This window comes from Marixanthomonas ophiurae (assembly GCF_003413745.1).
GTDB classification, from domain to species: Bacteria; Bacteroidota; Bacteroidia; order Flavobacteriales; family Flavobacteriaceae; genus Marixanthomonas; species Marixanthomonas ophiurae.
Genome location: NZ_QVID01000001.1, coordinates 512,887 through 534,203 on the forward strand (window position 1 = coordinate 512,887; position 21,317 = coordinate 534,203).

General features: G+C 36.2%; 19 protein-coding genes. All 19 read right to left on the minus strand.

Annotated elements, in window-relative coordinates; translation table 11 throughout:
- Positions 1-61: 61 nt before the first annotated feature.
- A complete protein-coding gene (locus DZ858_RS02260; protein WP_117157949.1) occupies positions 62-841 on the minus strand; it encodes a M90 family metallopeptidase in 780 nt (259 codons plus the stop codon).
- Between the two features lie 12 nt (positions 842-853).
- Complete coding sequence (locus DZ858_RS02265; protein WP_117157950.1) at positions 854-1,066, minus strand: heavy-metal-associated domain-containing protein; 213 nt, start codon at positions 1,064-1,066, stop codon at positions 854-856.
- Between the two features lie 20 nt (positions 1,067-1,086).
- On the minus strand, positions 1,087-3,345 hold the full coding sequence (locus tag DZ858_RS02270) for a heavy metal translocating P-type ATPase (protein WP_117157951.1): 2,259 nt from the start codon (positions 3,343-3,345) through the stop codon (positions 1,087-1,089).
- A 118-nt stretch (positions 3,346-3,463) separates the two neighbouring features.
- A complete protein-coding gene (locus DZ858_RS02275) occupies positions 3,464-4,258 on the minus strand; it encodes a cation transporter (protein ID WP_117157952.1) in 795 nt (264 codons plus the stop codon).
- An 18-nt stretch (positions 4,259-4,276) separates the two neighbouring features.
- Positions 4,277-4,843, minus strand: coding sequence for a helix-turn-helix domain-containing protein (locus DZ858_RS02280; protein WP_008616465.1), 567 nt, complete (start codon positions 4,841-4,843; stop codon positions 4,277-4,279).
- Between the two features lie 263 nt (positions 4,844-5,106).
- A complete protein-coding gene (locus tag DZ858_RS02285; RefSeq protein ID WP_117157953.1) occupies positions 5,107-6,909 on the minus strand; it encodes an efflux RND transporter periplasmic adaptor subunit in 1,803 nt (600 codons plus the stop codon).
- Positions 6,910-6,920: 11 nt separating this feature from the next.
- The gene (locus tag DZ858_RS02290) at positions 6,921-7,403 is read right to left on the minus strand and encodes a DUF305 domain-containing protein (RefSeq protein ID WP_026754892.1); all 483 of its coding nucleotides are present in this window, start codon (positions 7,401-7,403) and stop codon (positions 6,921-6,923) included.
- A gap of 22 nt (positions 7,404-7,425) precedes the next feature.
- Positions 7,426-8,136, minus strand: coding sequence for a PepSY domain-containing protein (locus DZ858_RS02295; protein ID WP_026754891.1), 711 nt, complete (start codon positions 8,134-8,136; stop codon positions 7,426-7,428).
- Between the two features lie 31 nt (positions 8,137-8,167).
- Positions 8,168-9,394 (minus strand): permease, encoded by a 1,227-nt coding sequence (locus DZ858_RS02300; RefSeq protein ID WP_070237428.1) that lies wholly within the window; start codon positions 9,392-9,394, stop codon positions 8,168-8,170.
- 10 nt (positions 9,395-9,404) lie between these two features.
- Positions 9,405-9,887 (minus strand): YybH family protein, encoded by a 483-nt coding sequence (locus DZ858_RS02305; RefSeq protein WP_026754889.1) that lies wholly within the window; start codon positions 9,885-9,887, stop codon positions 9,405-9,407.
- Between the two features lie 19 nt (positions 9,888-9,906).
- Positions 9,907-10,455: a potassium channel family protein gene (locus tag DZ858_RS02310; protein ID WP_394330317.1), complete on the minus strand. Its 549-nt coding sequence runs from the start codon at positions 10,453-10,455 to the stop codon at positions 9,907-9,909.
- A gap of 566 nt (positions 10,456-11,021) precedes the next feature.
- Positions 11,022-11,582 (minus strand): DUF3347 domain-containing protein, encoded by a 561-nt coding sequence (locus DZ858_RS02315; RefSeq protein ID WP_117157954.1) that lies wholly within the window; start codon positions 11,580-11,582, stop codon positions 11,022-11,024.
- Positions 11,583-11,605: 23 nt separating this feature from the next.
- Positions 11,606-12,058 carry a heme-binding domain-containing protein gene (locus DZ858_RS02320; RefSeq protein ID WP_026754886.1) on the minus strand — a complete coding sequence of 151 codons (453 nt, stop codon included), beginning with the start codon at positions 12,056-12,058 and terminating at the stop codon, positions 11,606-11,608.
- Complete coding sequence (locus DZ858_RS02325) at positions 12,059-12,661, minus strand: DUF3347 domain-containing protein (protein ID WP_072316388.1); 603 nt, start codon at positions 12,659-12,661, stop codon at positions 12,059-12,061.
- A 57-nt stretch (positions 12,662-12,718) separates the two neighbouring features.
- Positions 12,719-13,105, minus strand: a complete 387-nt coding sequence (locus DZ858_RS02330; RefSeq protein WP_008991354.1) for a DUF302 domain-containing protein — start codon at positions 13,103-13,105, stop codon at positions 12,719-12,721.
- A gap of 21 nt (positions 13,106-13,126) precedes the next feature.
- Positions 13,127-15,496: a multicopper oxidase domain-containing protein gene (locus tag DZ858_RS02335; protein WP_117157955.1), complete on the minus strand. Its 2,370-nt coding sequence runs from the start codon at positions 15,494-15,496 to the stop codon at positions 13,127-13,129.
- Positions 15,493-16,710 carry a TolC family protein gene (locus DZ858_RS02340; protein WP_070238255.1) on the minus strand — a complete coding sequence of 406 codons (1,218 nt, stop codon included), beginning with the start codon at positions 16,708-16,710 and terminating at the stop codon, positions 15,493-15,495. The genes DZ858_RS02335 and DZ858_RS02340 overlap by 4 nt, the downstream gene beginning before the upstream one ends.
- Positions 16,707-20,447 carry an efflux RND transporter permease subunit gene (locus DZ858_RS02345; RefSeq protein WP_117157956.1) on the minus strand — a complete coding sequence of 1,247 codons (3,741 nt, stop codon included), beginning with the start codon at positions 20,445-20,447 and terminating at the stop codon, positions 16,707-16,709. The genes DZ858_RS02340 and DZ858_RS02345 overlap by 4 nt, the downstream gene beginning before the upstream one ends.
- 104 nt (positions 20,448-20,551) lie before the next feature.
- Complete coding sequence (locus DZ858_RS02350) at positions 20,552-20,968, minus strand: HYC_CC_PP family protein (protein ID WP_117157957.1); 417 nt, start codon at positions 20,966-20,968, stop codon at positions 20,552-20,554.
- Positions 20,969-21,317: the final 349 nt, after the last annotated feature.

Sequence of the window (21,317 nt, forward strand, 5' to 3'; positions counted from 1 at the left end):
AATATCTGTTCTTTATCTTTTCCAATTAAAAATTTAGTTTTTCCTAAATTAGGAATTAAATTTAAATTGGATCCGCTAATTTTTGATTGAAACATTTTACCAACATTTTATATAGGTCAGGATGTTTCTTTTTGAGTAAGTCTGGACGCTCGAAGAAATATTCTGAAGCTACTGCAAAAAATTCAGCTTGATTTGTACCTCCATATTTTCGGATATCAGAATGATTGTCGTTTATGGCTTCCATTTCCTTATGAATTAAATTCAACCAAGGTAATGCATATTGATGTTCTAATAATCGCTCTGGAACTCCATCTGTACTATCATCCAGCTTATCAATAAGATGCACAAATTCGTGTATGCCAGTATTGCTTTTATCGGTTGTATTTTTAAAGCCGTGGTACAATGCTTTCTTGGAAAGTATCATCTGTTTCTCGAACCTTCCATTTCCAACTATTCCACCAATATTCCGTGAGTTATCCTTACTGCTAAATTGCATATCCTCATTAAAATTATCAGGATATAAAAGGATGCCACTTAAATTTGTGTAGTGCCATTCCTTGAAGCCAAAAACTGGAATGACGGCACTTGCTGCAATTAAAACCTTATCCAACTCTTCCAGTTCAAACTGCACAGCATCGATATAGACCTCACTTAAAAATAGCATCATTTTTTGCTGAAAAATTAGCTGTGCGTCTTTTGATAGATTTCTATAAAACAGCACATTATCCGTCAATAATTTATGCCAATGTTCTGGAAATGGCTTTACACTATGACGTTTTGCTTTTCTATAAAAATGAACAGCAAAAAGAACAATCACAACCGAAATAAAAATATAAGCCATATTAAAAACGTATTAATCTACAGGTTCGGCCTTAAATCCCACTTTTTGCAAAGTCGCCTTTACATCTTCTTCGGTTACACCATCGCTTTCAATGGTTAGGAATTTATCAGGATTAGAGGTATCTACTTCCCAACTTTCTACACCTTCTTGTTTGTTTAAAAAAGGGGTGACTTTTGATACGCACCCACCACAATTGATATTTGTTTTAAATTTTAAAGTTTTCATAGTATTGAATTTATTTATTATTAAAGTTTTACTCGTTTAAGTCTTAAGCTATTTGCAACTACGGATACACTACTGAATGCCATTGCTGCACCTGCAATCATCGGATCCAACAAAAACCCATTTACAGGATAAAGAACTCCCGCTGCAATTGGAATGCCAATAATGTTGTAAATAAATGCCCAGAATAAGTTCTGACGTATGCCCAACACGGTTCTTTTTGATAGTTCCAATGCTTTTGGGATAGATTGTAAATCTGATGTTATCAAGGTCATTTTTGCTACATCCATTGCGATATCCGAACCTTTGCCCATAGCAATACTCACATTGGCTTGCGCCAGGGCGTGCGAATCGTTGATACCATCGCCCACCATTGCTACTATCTTTCCGTCCGCCTGTAATTTTTCGACAAAAGCCGCTTTGTCCGAAGGCATCACTTCTCCTTGGTAATTTGTTATTCCTACTTGTTTTGCGACAGCAGATGCGGTTTTATTGTTATCTCCAGTAAGCATATAGACCTCAATGCCTCGTTCTTGAAGTGTTGCTATGGCCATTTTTGAAGTTTCCTTAATCTTGTCTGCAATGGCGAGTATCGCCAGCACTTGTTTTTCATTGCCAAAGAAAATGACGGTTTTCGCTTGCTCTTCGAGACTTTCTGCTGTTTGCATCAAGGAAGCATCGATTTGAATATTTTTCTCAAGCATTAGTTTATGGTTTCCAACATAGTATGGTGAACCATTTTCTGTTTGAGCTTTCACACCTTTTCCTGTAATACTTTCAAAAGAAGCAATTTCAGCTTTTTCAATATTTTCATCTTTTAAGTGATTGACTACAGCTTCCGCCAAAGGGTGTTCTGATTGTGCTTCAATAGCTAGAAGAACTTTTTTGTATTCGTTGATATCTTCGAGTTTATCCTTCCAAAATATATCAGTTACTAAAGGTTTTCCTTCTGTAATTGTACCTGTTTTATCAAGAATGACAGCATTCACTTTATGACCGAGTTCTAAACTTTCGGCATCCTTTATAAGGATATTATTTTCTGCGCCTTTACCAATTCCCACCATAATGGCGGTAGGTGTTGCCAATCCCAAAGCACAAGGACAGGCGATTACCAATACTGCTACAGAGGTCAATAAGGCTTGTGAAAAGGCATTATCGCCTCCTAAAGACATCCAGACAATGAAGGTTACAATGGAAATACCCAATACCACAGGAACGAAAATACCGGCAATCTTATCGACCAGTTTTTGAACGGGTGCCTTACTCCCTTGCGCTTGCTGAACCATTTTAATGATTTGGGAAAGCAGGGTTTCTCCACCTACTTTTTCAGCGGTAAATTGAAAACTTCCTTTTTGATTAACGGTACCAGCGAATACCTTTTCATCTTTTATTTTTTCAACAGGAACAGGTTCTCCCGTAATCATACTTTCATCTACATACGAGCTTCCTTTAGATACTTCTCCATCCACAGGAATCTTTTCTCCCGGACGCACTAAAATGGTCTGACCTACTTGAACAGACGAAATAGGAATTTCCTTTTCTTCACCATTCTCAATAATTTTCAACGTTTTAGGCTGTAGTCCCATTAATTTTTTAATGGCTGAAGATGTATTTGACTTTGCCTTTTCCTCCAATAGTTTCCCCAAGGAAATAAAGGTTATAATTACCGTTGCCGCCTCATAATAAACGTGAGGCTCGATACCACGATTCAACCAAAATTCAGGAAAAAAAGTGTTGAACACACTAAACAGAAAAGCGATTCCTGTACTCAAGGCTACAAGCGTATCCATATTTGATTTACCGTGTTTGGCTTGCTTGAAAGCATTGATGAAAAAGCTACGACCGAACCAAAAAAGAATTGGAAAAGTCAACACCAAAGAAATCCACTTACCTGGTTCCCATTGCATAAAAAACATTCCTAATACAAAAATGGGAAGGGTAAGTATGGCCGACCAGATAGTACGGTTTTTTATGTCTTGATAATGTTTTTGCTGTAGTTCTTGTTGTACTGCTGAAGGATTCTCCGCATCAATGATTATGTCATAACCAACTTCGCGAAGTGCATTTTGAAGTTGATTAGGACTCAACTCTTTGTCGTACTCTACAAGAACAGAACTGCTCGCAAAGTTTACGCTAGCATCAAATACGCCATCTGTGTGTTTTAAAACGGATTCAACGCTTGCTGCGCAAGATGCGCAGGTCATACCTATAACTGGGAATGATTCTTTTATTCCCTGTTTAACATTCTTTTTTTCGGTTTCAAATATGTTGATTGTCTCCATAAACCCATTCTTATTTGTACACTGCAAATTTCAGGATTAAAGGACTTTAATGTGTTACATTATATGCTGAATGATTTGTAGAATTTGCTGATTAAAAGAATATCTGAATTTAATATGTTTATTTACTCAAATTTAATATTCTTAAAGCACCTTGAATTACTAAAACAAAGACAATCGTTCCTATAATCAAATCTGGTTTATTGGAATTCAACCAGTAAACTAAAAGTCCAGCAATAATTACACCTGTATTTATAATTAGATCATTTGAAGTAAAAATCATACTTGCTTTCATATGTGCCTCATCTTTACTCTTTGACTTTTGCAAAATGTAAAGACAAATTCCGTTTGCTATAAGTGCAAATATCGAAACGATAATCATTGTGGAAAAGTCGGGAAGTTTTTCCGCTCCGAAAAAACGCCTTAAAACTTCCAAAAATCCTATTGTAGCAAGTAGTATTTGAAAATATCCTGCAATTTTAGCTATTCTTTTCTTTTTGATTAATGTGCCACCTATTGCAAATAAGCTAATTCCATAAACGAAACTGTCTGCTAGCATATCTAAACTATCGGCAACAAGTCCCATTGATTCAGAAATCAGTCCTGTTGCCATTTCAATAACAAAGAAAGCAAAGTTTATTCCGAGAACCGTCCAGAGTAATTTCTTTTGGTTTTTATGTTCTTTGAATTCGATTTGGTCTGTTTCTTCTGTTGTGAGTAATTTTCCGCCTAAATTAAGTTGTAAAATTGATTGTTCTATTTCATCAATTTGACCTTTGTGAAAAACGGTCAGTTTTCGGTTAGTAATATCAAAATCGAGATTCGCTATACTCGAAACCCCATCCAATTTCATTCGGATTAGATTTTCTTCCGAAGGGCAATCCATTTGGGTTATTTCAAATATTGATTTTAGCATTTATTTCTTTTATTAAATTTAAATCTCATCCAAGGATTTTCGGTTTTTGCCCATCGATTTCTTAAACTGTGATGGTGTCATCCCAGTAATTTTCTTGAACTGATTGCTTAAATATGCAACGCTACTATAATGTAGTTGAAAAGCTATTTCACTTAAGGTTAGTTCATCGTAAACTATGAGTTCTTTTATACGTTCAATTTTTTGGTTGATGATATATTGCTCAAACGTGATGCTTTCTACTGACGAGAATAGGGAACTTAAATATTTGTAATCCAAATTAAGTTCACCACTTATAATATCTGCCCATTTTAAATCGGTTTCGTCGTTGGAATGATGTATTTTCTCAACAACCAAAGTTTTCATTTGCTCAATAAGTTGACTTTTACGGTCGTCAATCAAACTGAAACCTGAATTTTGAAGGGCTTCGGAAAGCTCTTTTTTGGTGTTTGCATTTAATGTTGACACTAATTTAACTTCTCCCAATTTAATAGAAGCATAGGATATTTCAAGTTGTTTTAAAATATTGGATACTGCCGAGATACATCTTGGGCAGACCATATTTTTAATATAGATAATCTCTCTCATATAATACTTGTCTTTAAAACAAGGTTAACCCAGATTTGTGTAGAGAATAGTAAACAGCAGCTATCGCAGCAATTACAAAAATCAATACTATCACAACAAAAGCTATAATTTTATCTTTTTTTGTGATATTACTTTTAGGTTGATGCTTCTTCCTTTCATTTTTTCGTCTATTTCTTCTGCTTTCACTCATTATCGTTCGCCATTATAAAACCAAGATTATTTTTTGGCCTTATGTAGATTACTTGATTAATCCGTAATTCGTTTTATTTTAAAGTTGCTTTTACCTCTCCACAGGTTAACATAGCCTCTCCATAATATGGATTTAGCACTTCTTCTTCCAAACTTATCCAATAGGCACCTTTATTGTTATTGGCCATTGGGCAAAACTGGATATATACATTTTGGTTGACCCCAAAAAGCTGTACACCACTTATCATATGTGCCGAAAGATGCTTGAAATGCCCTCTTTGTGCTGCTATGTCTGAACTGTTCTCAATAGCATTTGCAGATGATTTTAGTTCCTTTTGAATGGTCATCCAATGGTTATGCGCCTTTTTATCAGATAATAATTTCATATCCACTTTTTTCAAAGATTGGTTTATTTGTTTTCCTGCCTGTTGAGCGCCCTTGGCATCATCATTTACCAAAGCATCTTTTAAAAGGATATAATCATCAAAAACCTGTTTTAACTGATTCTGAAATTTGTTTGAAACTTCAATCCTTTCTTTCATTTGAGAATGGTTGGCTTCATTTGTATTTTCTCCAGAATTATCTTCTTGCATTCCCAAATGCCCTTCGTGGCCTGTCATTGTTTTACCACCAGATGCATTCATCATACTTTTTTTTCCCTGTAATTGTGCAGCGGCATCTACGGTAAACGTTCCGTTAGTTACGACTTCATCTCCATTCTTTAAACCTTCAAGAATGGTATAACTATCGCCATTGGCATTGCCCAATAAAACTTCCCTCATTTCAAAAATAGCTTCATTAGGGTTTGTTTTGACATAGACTACAGAGCGTTCTCCCGTCCACATAACAGCGGTTGACGGTACGGAAACGGTATTCTCGGTGCTTGTTTGCGTACCCTCAATTATACCTTCCACAAACATTCCCGGTTTAAAGAGGTCTTTCTTATTTTGCAAGACCGCTCTTACAACCACCGTTCTAGTTGCAGAATTTAATAAGGGGTCGATGAATGAGACTTTTGCATCAAAAACCTCATTGCGATAAGCATTTGTGGTCACTTTAATAGTTTGCCCTTCTTTTAGGGATGCAATTTGATTTTCATAAGCATCAAATTCTGCCCATACTGTATTGAGATTCGCAATTTTATATAAGGGTTGTCCTTGCTTTAAATAATCCCCTTCTTCTACCATTTTCATTGTTACCGTTCCTGAAACGGTTGCAAAAACCGGAAAGTTTTCTTGCACTTTCCCAGCAGTTTCTATGGCGTTGATTTGCTTTTCGGAAAGTTTCCAAAGTTTAAGTTTGTTCCTAACAGCCTTATACAATTCTGGTTGCGATTCTTTTAAGGATGAAGCGGTAAGCAGTTCTTGCTGTGCAGCAACCAATTCTGGCGAATAAATAGTTGCCAAGCGTTGTCCTGCTCCAACACGTTCTCCTGTAGAATTAACGTACAGTTTTTCTATTCTTCCTCCAAAATATGTAACCTGTACGGCATTTGACTCTTCATTAGCTTTTATCTTACCAGATAATTTAAGGGAATTATTTCCCATTTGTCCTTTTCCTACAAGTGATGTTTGGATATTGGCCAGTGCCATTGCGTTATCGGTCATTTTTATTTCATTGGCATTGAGACCATCTGCACCAGATTCGGCTGGAATTAAATCCATTCCACAAATGGGACAATCCCCAGGTTCTGGTTGCATAATCTGTGGATGCATAGAACACGTCCACATTTGATTAGAAGCAATTTCTTCTGAATGGTCGTGGGTGTCTTTCGCATTATTTGTTGCCTTGTCCGCAGAACCTCCACCGAATAGTAGAAAGCCGCCTAACAGGCCAACAATCAAGGCAACACTTATATAAATGATGTTTTTATTCATTTTAATTTTATTTATTTGTTATTTTCCAATCGTTTTATCATTGCTTTCATTTCTGCAATTTCCTTTTCTTGTGCCTTGATAATATCTTCAGCTAACTTTTTAACTTCTGGATCTTGGATATCAGCACGCTCACTTGTTAAAATCGCAATAGAGTGGTGAGGTATCATTGCTTTCATCCACAATATGTCTCCTACCGTTGACTTCTGATCGCGTACCAATCCTAATGCACCAACAAATAGCACAATGCTACCCAAAACAATGGCGATATTCTTCTTTTTGTTTTGGTACATATTACGCATCGCCACAAACATTATAATGGCCATAGCAGCAATACCCAAGCAACTCATATAAAAACGAGTAAGGCTAAAATAGACGTGATCTAATTGATAAGAGTTTAGGTACATTGTAATGTACATTGCCACAAATGATGCCGCCAGCATACCTACAAATTTTGTGTAATTGTTTTTTTTTGAATTTTGATTTGAATTTTCCATTATATATTGATTTTAGTGTTACTTATTTTCGTTTCTTTTTAATTATTTTTCTAATGGTTGGGGATGACGTGTACCAAAGTAAAAAACCACTTAATACAGTAATCAACCCTAATAGTGAAAACCCTCGCAATACTAATGTGTTAAAATTGTCTCTACCTTGATAATCCATAGTGTGTGTCATCCAAAGGAAATCGAACCAACGCCAATCCCTGTGTCTTACCGTTTGAAATGCGCCATTTTCAATGGCCACGTAGGCCTTTAAATTTTGAGGTGTTTCATACGAAATTTCATACGCCGGAAGTGGACGACCACGATATTCGTGATGCTGCCCTACCGTATCGACCCGTTGAATTTCAGCTATTTTTAAATCGGTTAGCATATACCTATTTGCAACTTCTTGCGCCTCTTCTTCAGAAACCCCATTTTTCTTATGTCCTGTTCTGGCATTAATAAGTTGTGTTTCATTAATCCAATAGTAAGGTTCGTTTGCAATTTCCAATAGTTCTAAAGTTTGGATTGGTTGCTCTGTATCGAGTTGAGATGTACCGAGTAAATCGTTAAAAGACTTCTGTTTAGGTGCTACTTTTTTAAACTGGTCGCCGTGAATTTCATCTATATCTGTCCAACTGAAATACATCCCGCTAATCGTCCACATCAAAAACTGGATACCTAAGAAGATACCCAAGTAACGGTGTGCTTTTCTAATCCATTTTGCTGTTTTTCTGTTGACCATTATTGTTTTTACTTTATTCTTTATCTATATTTTAATTCACGAAAAATTTTACAATCAGTCCACCTGCCAACCATATATAACAGATATAGGCCGCATATTTTAAAACACTTTCAAGCAATGGACTTTTCGGTGCCATTTCGCTCATTGAGTGCTTTACATCCTTTCTCTTGAAAAACCCTAAGTATATGAGATATCCTGAAATTGCGAGAAAAGCCATATTCAAATAGAAGGTATAGTCAATTTTGAAATGCTCTTTGTCCTGTATTTTAACTTGTGATGTGTCAGGCAACATACCCAACAAATCGAAAGAGTAATGCAGAGCCAAAGCTGTTCCTATTAATGCCGTAAACAGTAAGAATAAAATGAACAGCGACATTTTCCACCCATAATACTTGGCGTTAATACGAAGTACAGGAAAGACTACCAAATCACTAAAAATAAAAGCCATAACCCCTGCAAAACTCACGCCCTTTCCAAAAAGCAATGCCGCCAACGGAATATTACCCATTGAGCCAATAAAAGTTAAAAATGCGGCAATAGGTCCTACAACGATATGTTCCAATATTTCAAGAAAGGTAAAGTCTGTATTGCCTTGACCACTATTGATAAATAGTGTCTGGAAGAAAGAATCGGGAACGAAGGCTGCGACGATACCTGCAATGGTAAAGCCAACGGTAACGTCCTTCCATACCATCTGCCATTCCATCTTATATTTTTTGGCAACCCTTGCCCAACTATCTTCTTTCTTGATTTGTTTTTTCCAATCTTTGGAATCATCCATTGAATCGTCATCTTCGTTCTCTAAATTCTTGCGCGCTTTTTCTATGAGCTTTTTAGGATTGATTATTCGTATCAAAATCCACGAAATAAGAATTAAAAGGATTCCACCTACATATTCGCCGACTACAAACTGCCATCCCAAAAATATGGAAATGATGATTCCAAGCTCAATTACGAGATTGGTCGATGCAAGAAGAAAAGCAATGGAAGACACAAAGCTTGCACCTTTTTTAAAGATAGATTTTGTGCCCGCTAAAGCCGAAAAACTACACGAGCTGCTTATAAAACCGAAAAACGTGCCTAAGAGTACACTTTTACCTTCACTCTCGTTCATTGTTTTTTGCATCCTTTTTTCAGTCACAAAAATCTGTATCATACTACTGATGATGTATCCCAAGATGAATGCCCAAAGCGCCATCCAGAAAAATCCGGTGGTCGTATAGGCCGCTTCGCCCCATTGTTTTAAGAATTCGCTCACAGTTTAAATTTTATTTTACATTTCTTGACGAAGAATGTGTTTTAATAATCTTCCATTTACCATCCATCTTTTTTAAGATAGACGTCGCTACTCCTTTTTTCTTTATCGTTCTACTTTCGCCTTTTTCATCTGGATTGAGCACGATAGTGTAGATGTAGGTTTCAGTAGTAAATGCATAAGGCAAATCTACTTCCGCATCAATTTCATAATCTGAAAATTCAAATTTTTTGAAATGCCCCAACTCAGGCCCCAAATGGTGTTCTATATAGTGCGCATACGAGCCTTCTACACCACCAGATTCAAATACTTTTGAATCTTCTGTAAATAGTTCAAATGTCCCCTCGGTCGTTAAGTTTTGTAGTGCATCTTTGTAAGCTTTCATTACTGCGATAACATCTTCTTTATCTTTAGAATCTTTATCATTCTGTGCATTGGTAATGCTGACTGTTGAAATGAGAACAGTTACGAGTGTAATAATTTTAAGTACTTTCATATTTATATTTTTAAAGGGGTTATTTGTTAACGTGAATTCTATTAATGTTTGCAATACCAAATACCAATACCAAAAAGCTCAAGAAAACTTCCATCATTACCAATAGTTTACCTGCAATATTCAATGGTACAATATCTCCGAAGCCAACCGATGAAAAAGTAATTAAGCTGAAATATAAAAACTCAAAAAACTGTAATGAAAATGAGCCATTGAGCGCTGTACTCGATTTAAAATTTTCAGGGTTCAAAGTATATAAAGCGTGATAATCTGCTGAAAACGAAAGGACAATCAAAATAATCAATACCCCAAATAAAGTAAGAACGTGGGTTAGCTGATGACTTTCGCCTATTATTTTACTTAACTGTATAAAAGTGAGCCTTACGATAAAAATGGTTTTGACCAAAGCCAAACCAACAATTATAAAGGGTAAAAATTGGCTGGCGGAATCTACACCTACCCATAGTATATAACTTAACGATAGAGCAATCACTATACTTGCAGTAAGCAATACCTTTTTAAACAGTTGCTTGTAAAAGCCAATTCTTTCAGATTTTTCTATTGTGTTCACTTTAGTCATTTTCAATTTATTTCCTTAACTAAATAATTGAAGCGCCAAAGCACCACCAACTATTAAGATTAGTATGGTATATATTATGTAATTGAACCATTTTCTAATTACAGACTTTTCAGTTGTATTTTGACACCCGTCTTTGCAACACTCTTTCATTGTTATATCATCCTTTTTTATATGCAAAATCCTTTAAATAATACTTGAAAATGAGAGGCAACCTTTATTAACCAATAAACCAACCAAAATGTTTACCCCTCACAATCAAGTACTCTTCACTAAACTTCTCTTCATCATAAATTTTTAATTGCCTGACATAGGAAGAGAGATGTTATTATTTTAAGGGTTTAATCCCTCTCCCTTGTGCAGGCTGCTATTAACCAAATCAACTTTTCTTTTTCAAAATTCGTTGTGCCTGACTAGGGAAGGAACTAACACTAACCATCAACATTGTTTTTCCTTCCCAGGACAGGACTTAAAAACTATTCAGATATCTTTATCATTTTACAACCTTCTGTTAACTAATAAACCAGAACATTGAAAATATTTTTTAAACAAAGGATTATCTATTGAATAGTCTTTTGAACTTTTCCGCATTTAAGCATTCTACTGCCGTAATATGGATTTTTCACTTCTTTACTTGTACTCAACCACGCACTACCCTTATCATACATTGGGCAAAATTGCTCGTATAACGTGCTTTTTGTACCCGTAATAGCTACCATATCAGTAATATCCTTACTTAACGTTTTAAAGTGCTCGCGTTGGTGGTCTATCTCACTTTCAGAAATATGTTCTGCGTGCTCGGTAGCATCTTCTATGATATCGGCCAGCTCTTTTTGTTGTTCTTTTGTATAACTACCCATATCAAATGCTTTAAGAGTGGCTACCAATTTTGTTCCTGCTTGTGCTGCCTTTTTTGTATCGTCCGCAACTAAAGCATCTTTTAAATTAAAGTAATCACTTAAAATAGCTTCTGCTTTTGCGTCACTATTTTTATTCATCATTTTGCTATGGTCCATTTTCATATCTCCGTGATCGTGGTTCATTTTTTCTTTTTCCTGTGCATTGGTAAAAGAAACTGCTAACAATAGCATTGCTGCAATACTCATTTTTAAATTTTTCATTTTAATTACTTTTAAATTATTGTTTATAAACTATCTTTTAATTGTGTGATAAAATTGATTAACTCTTCTGCTTCAGCTTCTGTAAATGTTGCCTCACTATGTATCAAAGTGTAAGAATCCAAAGGCATTTCGCCATTTTCAATCTGCTTGATAATAGACCTTAACTTACTTGCTTTTCTTCGGCTGGATAATGAATCCCATTCGTTGAAATTAAGTTCAGCTTTTCCTTCTTTAATATGGTCTTCCAAAAACCAAGCAACAGGTTGAATCTTATTATACCAAGGGTATTGAGTATTATTGCTGTGGCAATCATAGCAGGATACCTGTAACTTTTTTTGAATAGTTTCTGGTACATTATTGACCAGCATAAAATCAGTTGACGGTACAGTATCACTTTGATTGCGTGTAGTCGGAATAAATTGAATTCCCACGAACGCTACCAGTAGTACTATTGCTATAATCTTTACAATTTTCATTTAGTTAATTTCACGTTGTACTTTGCCGCATTTTAACATTTGACTACCATAGTATGGATTGCGCACTTCCTCTTTAGTACTTAGCCAAGCTGTACCGCCATCATACATAGGGCAAAACTGCTCGTAAAGCTTCATCTCTGCTCCTGTTATAGCAACCATATCTATAACATCTTTACTTAAAACTTTAAAATGTTCGCGCTGGTGTGCTATATCACTTTCTGAAATGTGTTCTGCGTGTTCAACTGCATCCTCTACAATATCCTTTAATTCCGATTGCTGGGTATCGTTATATTGTGAGGCGTCAAAATTTCCTAAGGATGTTGCTAGGGTTGCCCCAAGTTCTTTGGCTTTGCCATTATCATCTCCCACCAAGGCATTCTTTAAGTTGAAATAGTCATTTAATACCGCTTGTGTATTACTATCTCCACCCATTGCCATTTCCCTCTTTTCGCCGTCGTGATGACCATCACTGTTATCGTGGTTCATTTCTGAATGGTCTCCATCCGTGCTATTTTGTTCTTTGCTGTTGTCTTTACAAGACATTACTGTTAAGGTTATGAATGCTATCGCAACTATACCTAATGTTGATTTTAATTTGCTCATTTTGTTTTAATTTAAGTTTGTGTTTATTAATTATTATTACTGCCTTTTTATAGTGTCTTATAATTTTTCAATGACGTTTTCCAACATTGCAGTTATTTCGCTGGCTACCTCATTCAATTTTTCATTTTTTACAGCTTGCATTGAAGCCATTGGGTTTACGGCCGCAACTTCAATGATACCTGCTTCGATTTCCTGTACTATGACATTGCAGGGCAACATCGTTCCAATTTTATCTTCTGCTTGCAAAGCTTTATGTGCATAGGGCGGATTACAAGCTCCGAGTATCCTATACTTTTTAAAGTCTATATCCAGTTTTTTCTTTAGTGTTTCTGTTACATCAATTTCTGTAAGGATTCCAAAACCTTCTTCCTTTAATCCTTGTGTCACTTTCTCTATGACCTCTTCGAAGGTTCCATTGATTGTTTTATTAAAATAATAGTTCATCTTTTTTTAATTTTTAGTTGTTTAAAATCTTGCTAATAGTCCACCACCCAATCCATATCGGTTATTGTAGTTAGCTTGGATTGAAAAATTGCGCGAAAGAATGTATGCAACCCCTACCAACCATTGTGTTTCGCTTTCAAATGATTTATTATTCTCTAAATCATTGACCCATCCAAAATCTGCTCTGTATTCGTATTCGCCTTCCAAAAAAATTCTTGGAAAAATCAATAATTCTCTGTCCAAACGTATTCTTGGGCGTAGCTGATGGTCCATACTCACATCTACATTAAATCTATAAGGCGTAAAATACTTTACACCAACCAATCCTACGGTATTAAATGTATCGTAAGAATCTGGTGTTGACGTTTCGGTATTTACTCCTGCATAAACACGTACCCAATCGTTCAGATACCTATTATAACTTATTTCGGCTTCAAGATTTTGGTCGTAATCGAACTCTGTTCTCAAACCAAATTCATTTCGGATATTGCTCGACGTTAAAAAGAGTTCATTAAAATTTGAACCTGCACGAGCCAATCCCCACGAATAATAATGGTCTGTCTCATCGATAAGTTTCTGAACTGGATAATCTTTCATTCTATCATCCCTTGGGGTATCGTAACTAAACACTCTTGCCATACCACCCATCATATGGTACAATACGTGACAATGAAAGAACCAATCGCCATACTCTTCGTTATAAAATTCAATAATAACTTTCTGCATTGGTGGTACGTTCACGGTATGCTTTAATGGGGAACGTTCTCCTTTTTCATTAATGACCCTGAAGTAATGACCGTGCAAGTGCATTGGATGGTGCATCATAGTCAGGTTATTTAATGTAATTCTGGTTACCTCGCCTCCTTTTATATTTATCTTATCGGTTTCTGATAATGGAACCCCATTCATACTCCATACATAGCGATTCATATTACCTGTTAGGTTAAGCAACACTTCATTTACTGGTAAATCTGCCTTAAATTCAGTTTTTTCTTTTGCCTCTAAAAAATCATAGTTGAAGTATGTCTTTCGCTCCTCATAATCAAAAGAAGTAGAATCCTTCTGCATCATTGGCATATTGTGCATATGACCTTCCATTTTATTTGATGCTCCATTATGGCTCATTGACATCGAGTCTTTTTTCATTCCCATTGTATCATCCATCTTCATATCCATTTGGTCATTCATTTTGCCATCTTTCATCGACATCTTATCGTTCCCCATTTTCATCTCGCCGTCCTTCATATTCATCTTCATTCCGTACTTCTGCATTAAAACTTCGGGTGTATTCTTCTTCTTGTTTCCAACCATTGCAGGTGCTCCCATTTTCATATCCATTTTAGCCATTTGCTTCATCATCGCTACCTTATCAGGTCTATCAATTCTTTTGGCTGGGTAAAGAGTGCCATTACCTAACTGTATAGAGGTATGACCTGAACCATCTTGAGCGGTTGCGGTAATTTCAATAGTTCCTTCTAGAATAGTTACAATTACATCATACGTTTCGGCTATGCCAAAGAGAAATCTGCTTTTGGAAACGGGTTGCACGTCAACACCATCACTGGAAACCAACATTGGGTTACCTCCGCCAAAGTCCATCCAATAATAGGTAGAAGCCGATGCGTTAATGAAGCGAAGCCTTACTTTTTCGCCAGCCGTAAATTCTGGATACTCTGCCAGTTTTTTACCGTTGGACAAAAATGCGGGATAATAAATGTCTGCAATATCAGCCCCTTCCATACGGTCTCTCCAAAATTTAAGTTGAGCACCAAAGGCACCTTCTGAAATGACCCTACTTAATGGCACTGCTGTGCCTTTTTTAACTTGATACCACTCGTTACCTCTTTTAAGGTTTCGTAATACATTCATTGGTTTTTCATTGGTCCAATCTGATAATACCACGACTAAATCTTTATCATATTCCAAGGTTTTCTCTTTTGGATGAATGATAATAGACCCATAAACACCTTTTTGTTCTTGTAGCATTGTGTGGGAATGGTACCAATATGTTCCCGATTGGTTGATTGGAATCCTGTATTGGAAGGTTGTTCCTGGCTCAATCGGTGGGGTAGTTAAATATGGAACCCCGTCGTAAAAATTGGGAAGTATCAATCCGTGCCAATGCACTGAAGTTTCTTCATCCATTTTATTGGTTACGTTGATTATAGCAAGGTCTCCTTCATTAAATTCCAAAACAGGCCCAGGGATACCTCCATTGATGGTCATTGCATTGGCAGTAACACCTCCAAGTGTCATTTCTTTTTCCTCAATGGTAAGGTTATACTCCTTAACAGGTCGCCCATCTTCCTTTCTATCATTTCCGTTTGTGCCTACTTGGGCAAAAATTGAAGTTGTGAAAAGTAATAGCGTAATAATTTTTATTGTTTTCATTTTGTCAAATAATTTATGATGGCATATTCTGTATAATACCCTCTATTAGATTCGATTAAATTGATTTGAAACCTTAACTGCAATTCTTGTACATCGAGCACATCGTTAAAATCTATAGTTCCGGTTTCGTAATTCTTAATGAGAATTTCTTCGGCGTCATTCGCCTGCTTTAAATTGTCTGTTTGTACATTAAACTTAATTCTCATTGTATTTCTATTATAAATAGCTTGTGCAAGACGTGTTTCAAGGTTATTGAGCCTCTCTTCTTTCTGTGATTTTATTTCCAATTGTTTCAATTCATTTTGCTTTGTCACTGACTTATATTTATTATTGAAAATGGGAATTGAAATAGAAACCATAGGCATCACAATGTCTTTACCATTATCGGAAAAATTCATATCTGGACGTTCTGACACAGGCACATAGTCCAAACCAAAACCGATATTGGGCGCACTCTCTTTTTGGTTTAATAATTCGGCTTCTTCGATAGATTCATATAATTTATCGTATTTGATAAGTTCTGGGTTAAGCTGTAGATTGTCAGTCAAAATAAACACATCTTCTTCGGGAATTATCATCTGCTTTACGACCTCTACGGCAATATTTTCATCACGATTCAAAAGATTATTAAAGAGCGCTTGCTCCGCCAAATAATCCTGTTCCAGCACTTCTTTCTGCTGAATCAACTCGTTCTGTCTTATCTGAAGGCGAAGTACATCAACCGCTGATGCCTTTCCCACTTCTACAGAGGTTAATGCAAGGCGTTCATAGGTTTCCAGAAGTTCTATATTCTCATCCAGAATACCCTGTTTTGCACTTATGGCATAGAGTTTATAATAGGATTGGGATACTGATAACGAAAGTTTTCTTTTTGCAATCGCTATATCAACAAATTGGGCTTCGGCCATTGATGAAGCATAGTTTTCCCTTGCTGATATGGTTCCAAACCAAGGCAACATTTGCTTTACTGAAAAACGTGCACGTTGCGCCCCTGTTCGGGTTTCTGGTTCGCTCACAAAGTAGCCTACGCCAATCTCTGTATTTGGTAACCAATCTGCTTCATTTACCTTTTCTTCCGCTATGTTGTAGCGCAATTCAAAAGCTTGAATTTCTGGATTATTCTTTTCAGCTTCCTGAATATAGGATGCTAAATCTTGTGCATTTACTTCAGCGAAAGCGAAAAAAACAAATATTATTAAAATTATATATCTCATTTTGTAGCTCGTTTTAATTGAAATTCCTGCTTCCAACTGAATAAAACTGGCACAACAAATAGCGTTACAAGTGCTATAAGCATTCCGCCAAATGAAGGGATTGCCATCGGAATCATTATATCACTCCCACGACCTGTTGATGTCAATACAGGTAACAAAGCGAGAATAGTTGTTGCAGTTGTCATTAAACACGGACGGATACGCTTTTCTCCAGCTTCAACTACAGATGCCCTAATTTCCTGTTTTGTTTCTGGGGTATTTCTATCAAAGGTTTGGGTCAAATAAGTTGCCATAACCACACCATCATCAGTTGCAATACCGAATAGGGCAATAAAACCAACCCAAACGGCAACACTTAAATTAATGGTGTGCATTTGAAAAAGGTCTCGTAAATTCTCCCCAAAAAAGTTGAAGTTTAAGAACCAATCTTGCCCATAACCCCATATCATCAAAAACCCACCTGCAAAAGCAACGGCAATACCCGTGAATACCATTAATGATGTACCAACGGAACGGAACTGGAAATAAAGGATGAGAAAAATGATTGCTAGGGCTAAAGGCACAACAACGCTTAAAGTTTTTTCTGCACGTAATTGGTTCTCGTAGGTTCCTGTAAAGCGATAGTTAATCCCTTTTGGCACGATAAGTTCTCCACTATCAATTTTTGATTGGATAAGCGCTTGTGCATTTTCCACCACATCTACTTCGGCGAAGCCATCAAGTTTATCAAAAAGAACATAGCCCACTAAAAATGTATCTTCACTCTTTATTACTTGTGGTCCTTGTTCATATCTAATAGTGACAAGCTCACTTAATGGCACTGGACTCCCTTTTTCAACAGGAACATAGATGTCTTTTAAATCATTAGGGTTTGCCCTTAATTCTCTAGGATAGCGAACTCGAATGCCATATCTTTCTCTACCTTCAACAGTCTGCGTAAGCACCATTCCTCCAACAGATACTTGAATGACCTGTTGTACCTGTTCGATGGTAATTCCATATCGAGCCAATCGGTCTCTGTCAATATCCAATAATAGATAAGGTTTCCCGACAATACGGTCAGCAAATACGGCCTCATCCTTAACCCCATCTGCTTGCTTAAGAATATTTTCCAATTGTACTCCAAAGGCTTCAATTTCCTTTAAGTCTTGCCCTTTTACCTTTATTCCCATTGGTGCTCGCATACCGGTTTGTAACATTACCAAACGTGTTTCAATGGGTTGTAACTTGGGTGCAGAAGTAACTCCAGGAAGCTTTGTGACTCTCACAATTTCTTTCCAAATATCATCTGGCGATTCAATTTCAGGTCGCCAGTTTCTAAAGTATTCTCCGTCATCATCTGGTATCAGTTGTGATATGTTGACAGAAAATGGGTCTGCTATTGCCGAAGCATCGTATGTTACATTTTCAGTTTCTACTTCATTATTTGGATTGGTAACCAACCTTCCGTCCTTTAGAATAAACAGTCCATCTTCATTTACCTTAAACCGCTGTCTTTTTCTTTTCTCATTTAATATATATTCAGACTTGTATTGAATGACATTCTCATACATTGATAATGGTGCTGGGTCTAATGCAGATTCTGTACGACCAGATTTACCAACTACGGTTTCAATTTCAGGAATACTGGCCACAGCCATATCCAATTGTTGTAATACCCGTTTGTTCTCTTCAACACCAGCGTGGGGCATTGAAGTGGGCATCAGCAAGAAAGAGCCTTCATTAAGAGATGGCATAAATTCCTTCCCTGTATTTTTCATAATCATTACCCCAAAAATTATAATGGCGGTGGGCAGGGAAAGAAACAATAGTTTATTCCGTAATGCCCAATTTAAAATACGCACATAATACTTTCTGAAAAGTGTGAATACACCTAGAAGGCCAAAACAGATAAGTCCAACAAAAATCAAATTTATAAATATGCTGCGATCGACGCCAAGTGGTCTCCAATATTCTGCCAATAAGAATATGATAGCAAAAGCAGATACAAATATGTTAATCACATTGGCACGTTTTGGGGTAATTTTCTCCTTTAGCGAGAGGATACCAACCACACCAAATGCAACTAATATTAATCCTAGCGGGTAACCAAAAATAAGTGCTACAACACCCAAAATAATCATTGCTCCATTTAGTATATAACTAAAAGAAATCTTTATGCTACGTTTTTTAAATAAATATGCTGCGAACGGTGGGATTAAAAATAAGGCCACAATTAGGGATGCTGTTAGGGCAGCCGTTTTGGTAAAAGCCAATGGTCGAAACAATTTACCTTCAGCACCAATCATCGTGAATACAGGAATAAAGCTTATAATAGTGGTGAGTACCGCAGTCAATATTGCCCCAGAAACTTCGGCGGTTGCATTATATACTACCGTGTTCATTGGCAGGTTTTCCTCATTTTCATCAATATGCCGAAGCACATTTTCTGTAAGAATCACACCCACATCGACCATTGTTCCAATAGCAATAGCTATACCTGACAAGGCCACAATATTGGCGTCTACATTAAACAGCTTCATTGAAATAAAAACCATCAATACTGCAACAGGTAATAATCCTGAAATTAAAACCGAAGCCCTTAAATTAAATACCATTATAATAATTACGAAAATTGTAATTAAAATTTCTAATGTAAGTGCTTCGTCCAGCGTACCTAATGTTTCTTGAATAAGTTCTGTTCTATCATAAAAAGGAACAATGGTAAGTTGAGATGTTCTACCATCACTTAATGTTTTAGAGGGCAAACCTGAACTTAATTCATTGATTTTTTCCTTCACATTATTAATAACCGCCATAGGGTTAGCACCATATCGGGCTACCACGACACCACCTACAACTTCTGCTCCTTCTTTATCCAACAGCCCTCTTCTTGTTGCAGGTCCGTGGGAAACTTTTGCAATATCCTTTAAGCGTATTGAGGTAAAATTTTCTGATGTTACTACAGCGTTTTCCAAATCGGCAATGGATTTGACATATCCCAAGCCACGTATGAGATATTCCGCTTGGTTAATTTCCAAAGTCTGTGCTCCAACATCCTTATTACTCTGTTTTACAGCTTTTACAACTTCATTCAAACCAATTTTATACTGCTTCATCAACTCGGGGTTGACATCTACTTGATATTCCAAAACATAACCACCAATTGAGGCGACTTCAGAAACACCACTTGCTGATGAAAGCGCATATTTCACGTAAAAATCTTGAATGCTTCGTAATTCCTGCAAATCCCAACCGCCAGTAACGTTTCCGTTTTCATCACGACCTTCCAGCGTGTACCAATAAATTTGCCCAAGACCAGTTGCATCAGGTCCCAATGCAGGATTTACTCCATCAGGTAGCAGTCCTGCTGGTAATGAATTCAACTTCTCAAGTATTCGGCTACGACTCCAGTAAAATTCGATATCCTCTTCAAAAATGATGTAGATACTTGAAAAGCCAAACATAGATGAACTTCGTATGGTTTTGACACCTGGAATACCAAGAAGTGATGTGGTTAAAGGATAGGTAATTTGATCTTCAATATCCTGTGGGGATCGACCATCCCATTTAGTAAATACAATTTGTTGGTTTTCGCCAATATCGGGAATGGCATCTACAGCCACAGGATTACGTGGAAGTGAACCAGTATTCCATTCAAATGGGGCATTAACGACTCCCCAAGCCACAAATAAAACTAATAGCAAAACTGCTACGAGTTTATTTTCAATTAGAAATTTGATGCTTTTATTCAGCATAGAAATGATTATTAAGTAATTATAAATCTTGTTTAAAAAGTGGCAAACAAGCAGAAATGTCCAAAACAAATTAATGTAGGACTACAGTTCTAATTACTTAAAAATCAAATAAGGAAAGTCTGGTCTAAAACTTGAATATCCCTGACCAAGGGAGGAGGTGTATAATCTCTATATGAATTTAAATCTTCTTGAGATTCGAAAAATAAATTTAAATAGGTATGGATAAAAGCAGCAACAAATAGTTGTTGGTCTTTATCTAATTTGTCGAACGATGTTTTTAAAGTATCTTGACCTTCAACAATCACTTGTTCATCACTACAGCAATCTTTTTTTGAAATATCACACTCTGATGACGAGGATTGTTGTTGAACTTCCATACCACAAGTTTCGACGTGGCCAAATAAAGAAGAATCCACTAAAGTATCGCCACAGTAATGACTATCAACAGTAAAAGAAACAGTTGACAACAACACAATAAGTGCTAAGCAAGCGGATGATATTTTATAAAAAACCTTCTTCATTAATTTTACAAAGCTATTAAATTTTTAGCAGAATGTCTTGATTTAACAAATAATTTAGATTCCACTTGAAGATTTGTACTGAATTTAATCCATTACAAATTATAAATTATTGAGTCTAAATTGCTTAAATTTTTTTATTAAGAATTATTCTAAATAATATTTGTTTAATTGAAAAAGACTACTACATTTGTCCTTTATTTATATTCATTCTAAATAATTTAAAGCAAATGCGAATTCTCTTTCTTCTAATACTTATTTTGCAATTCCCAAATATATGGGCACAAACTAATCCCCAAAAAAAGATACTATCCAACAAAAAACGGAACAGTTAAAAGAGGTTGTAGTCTCA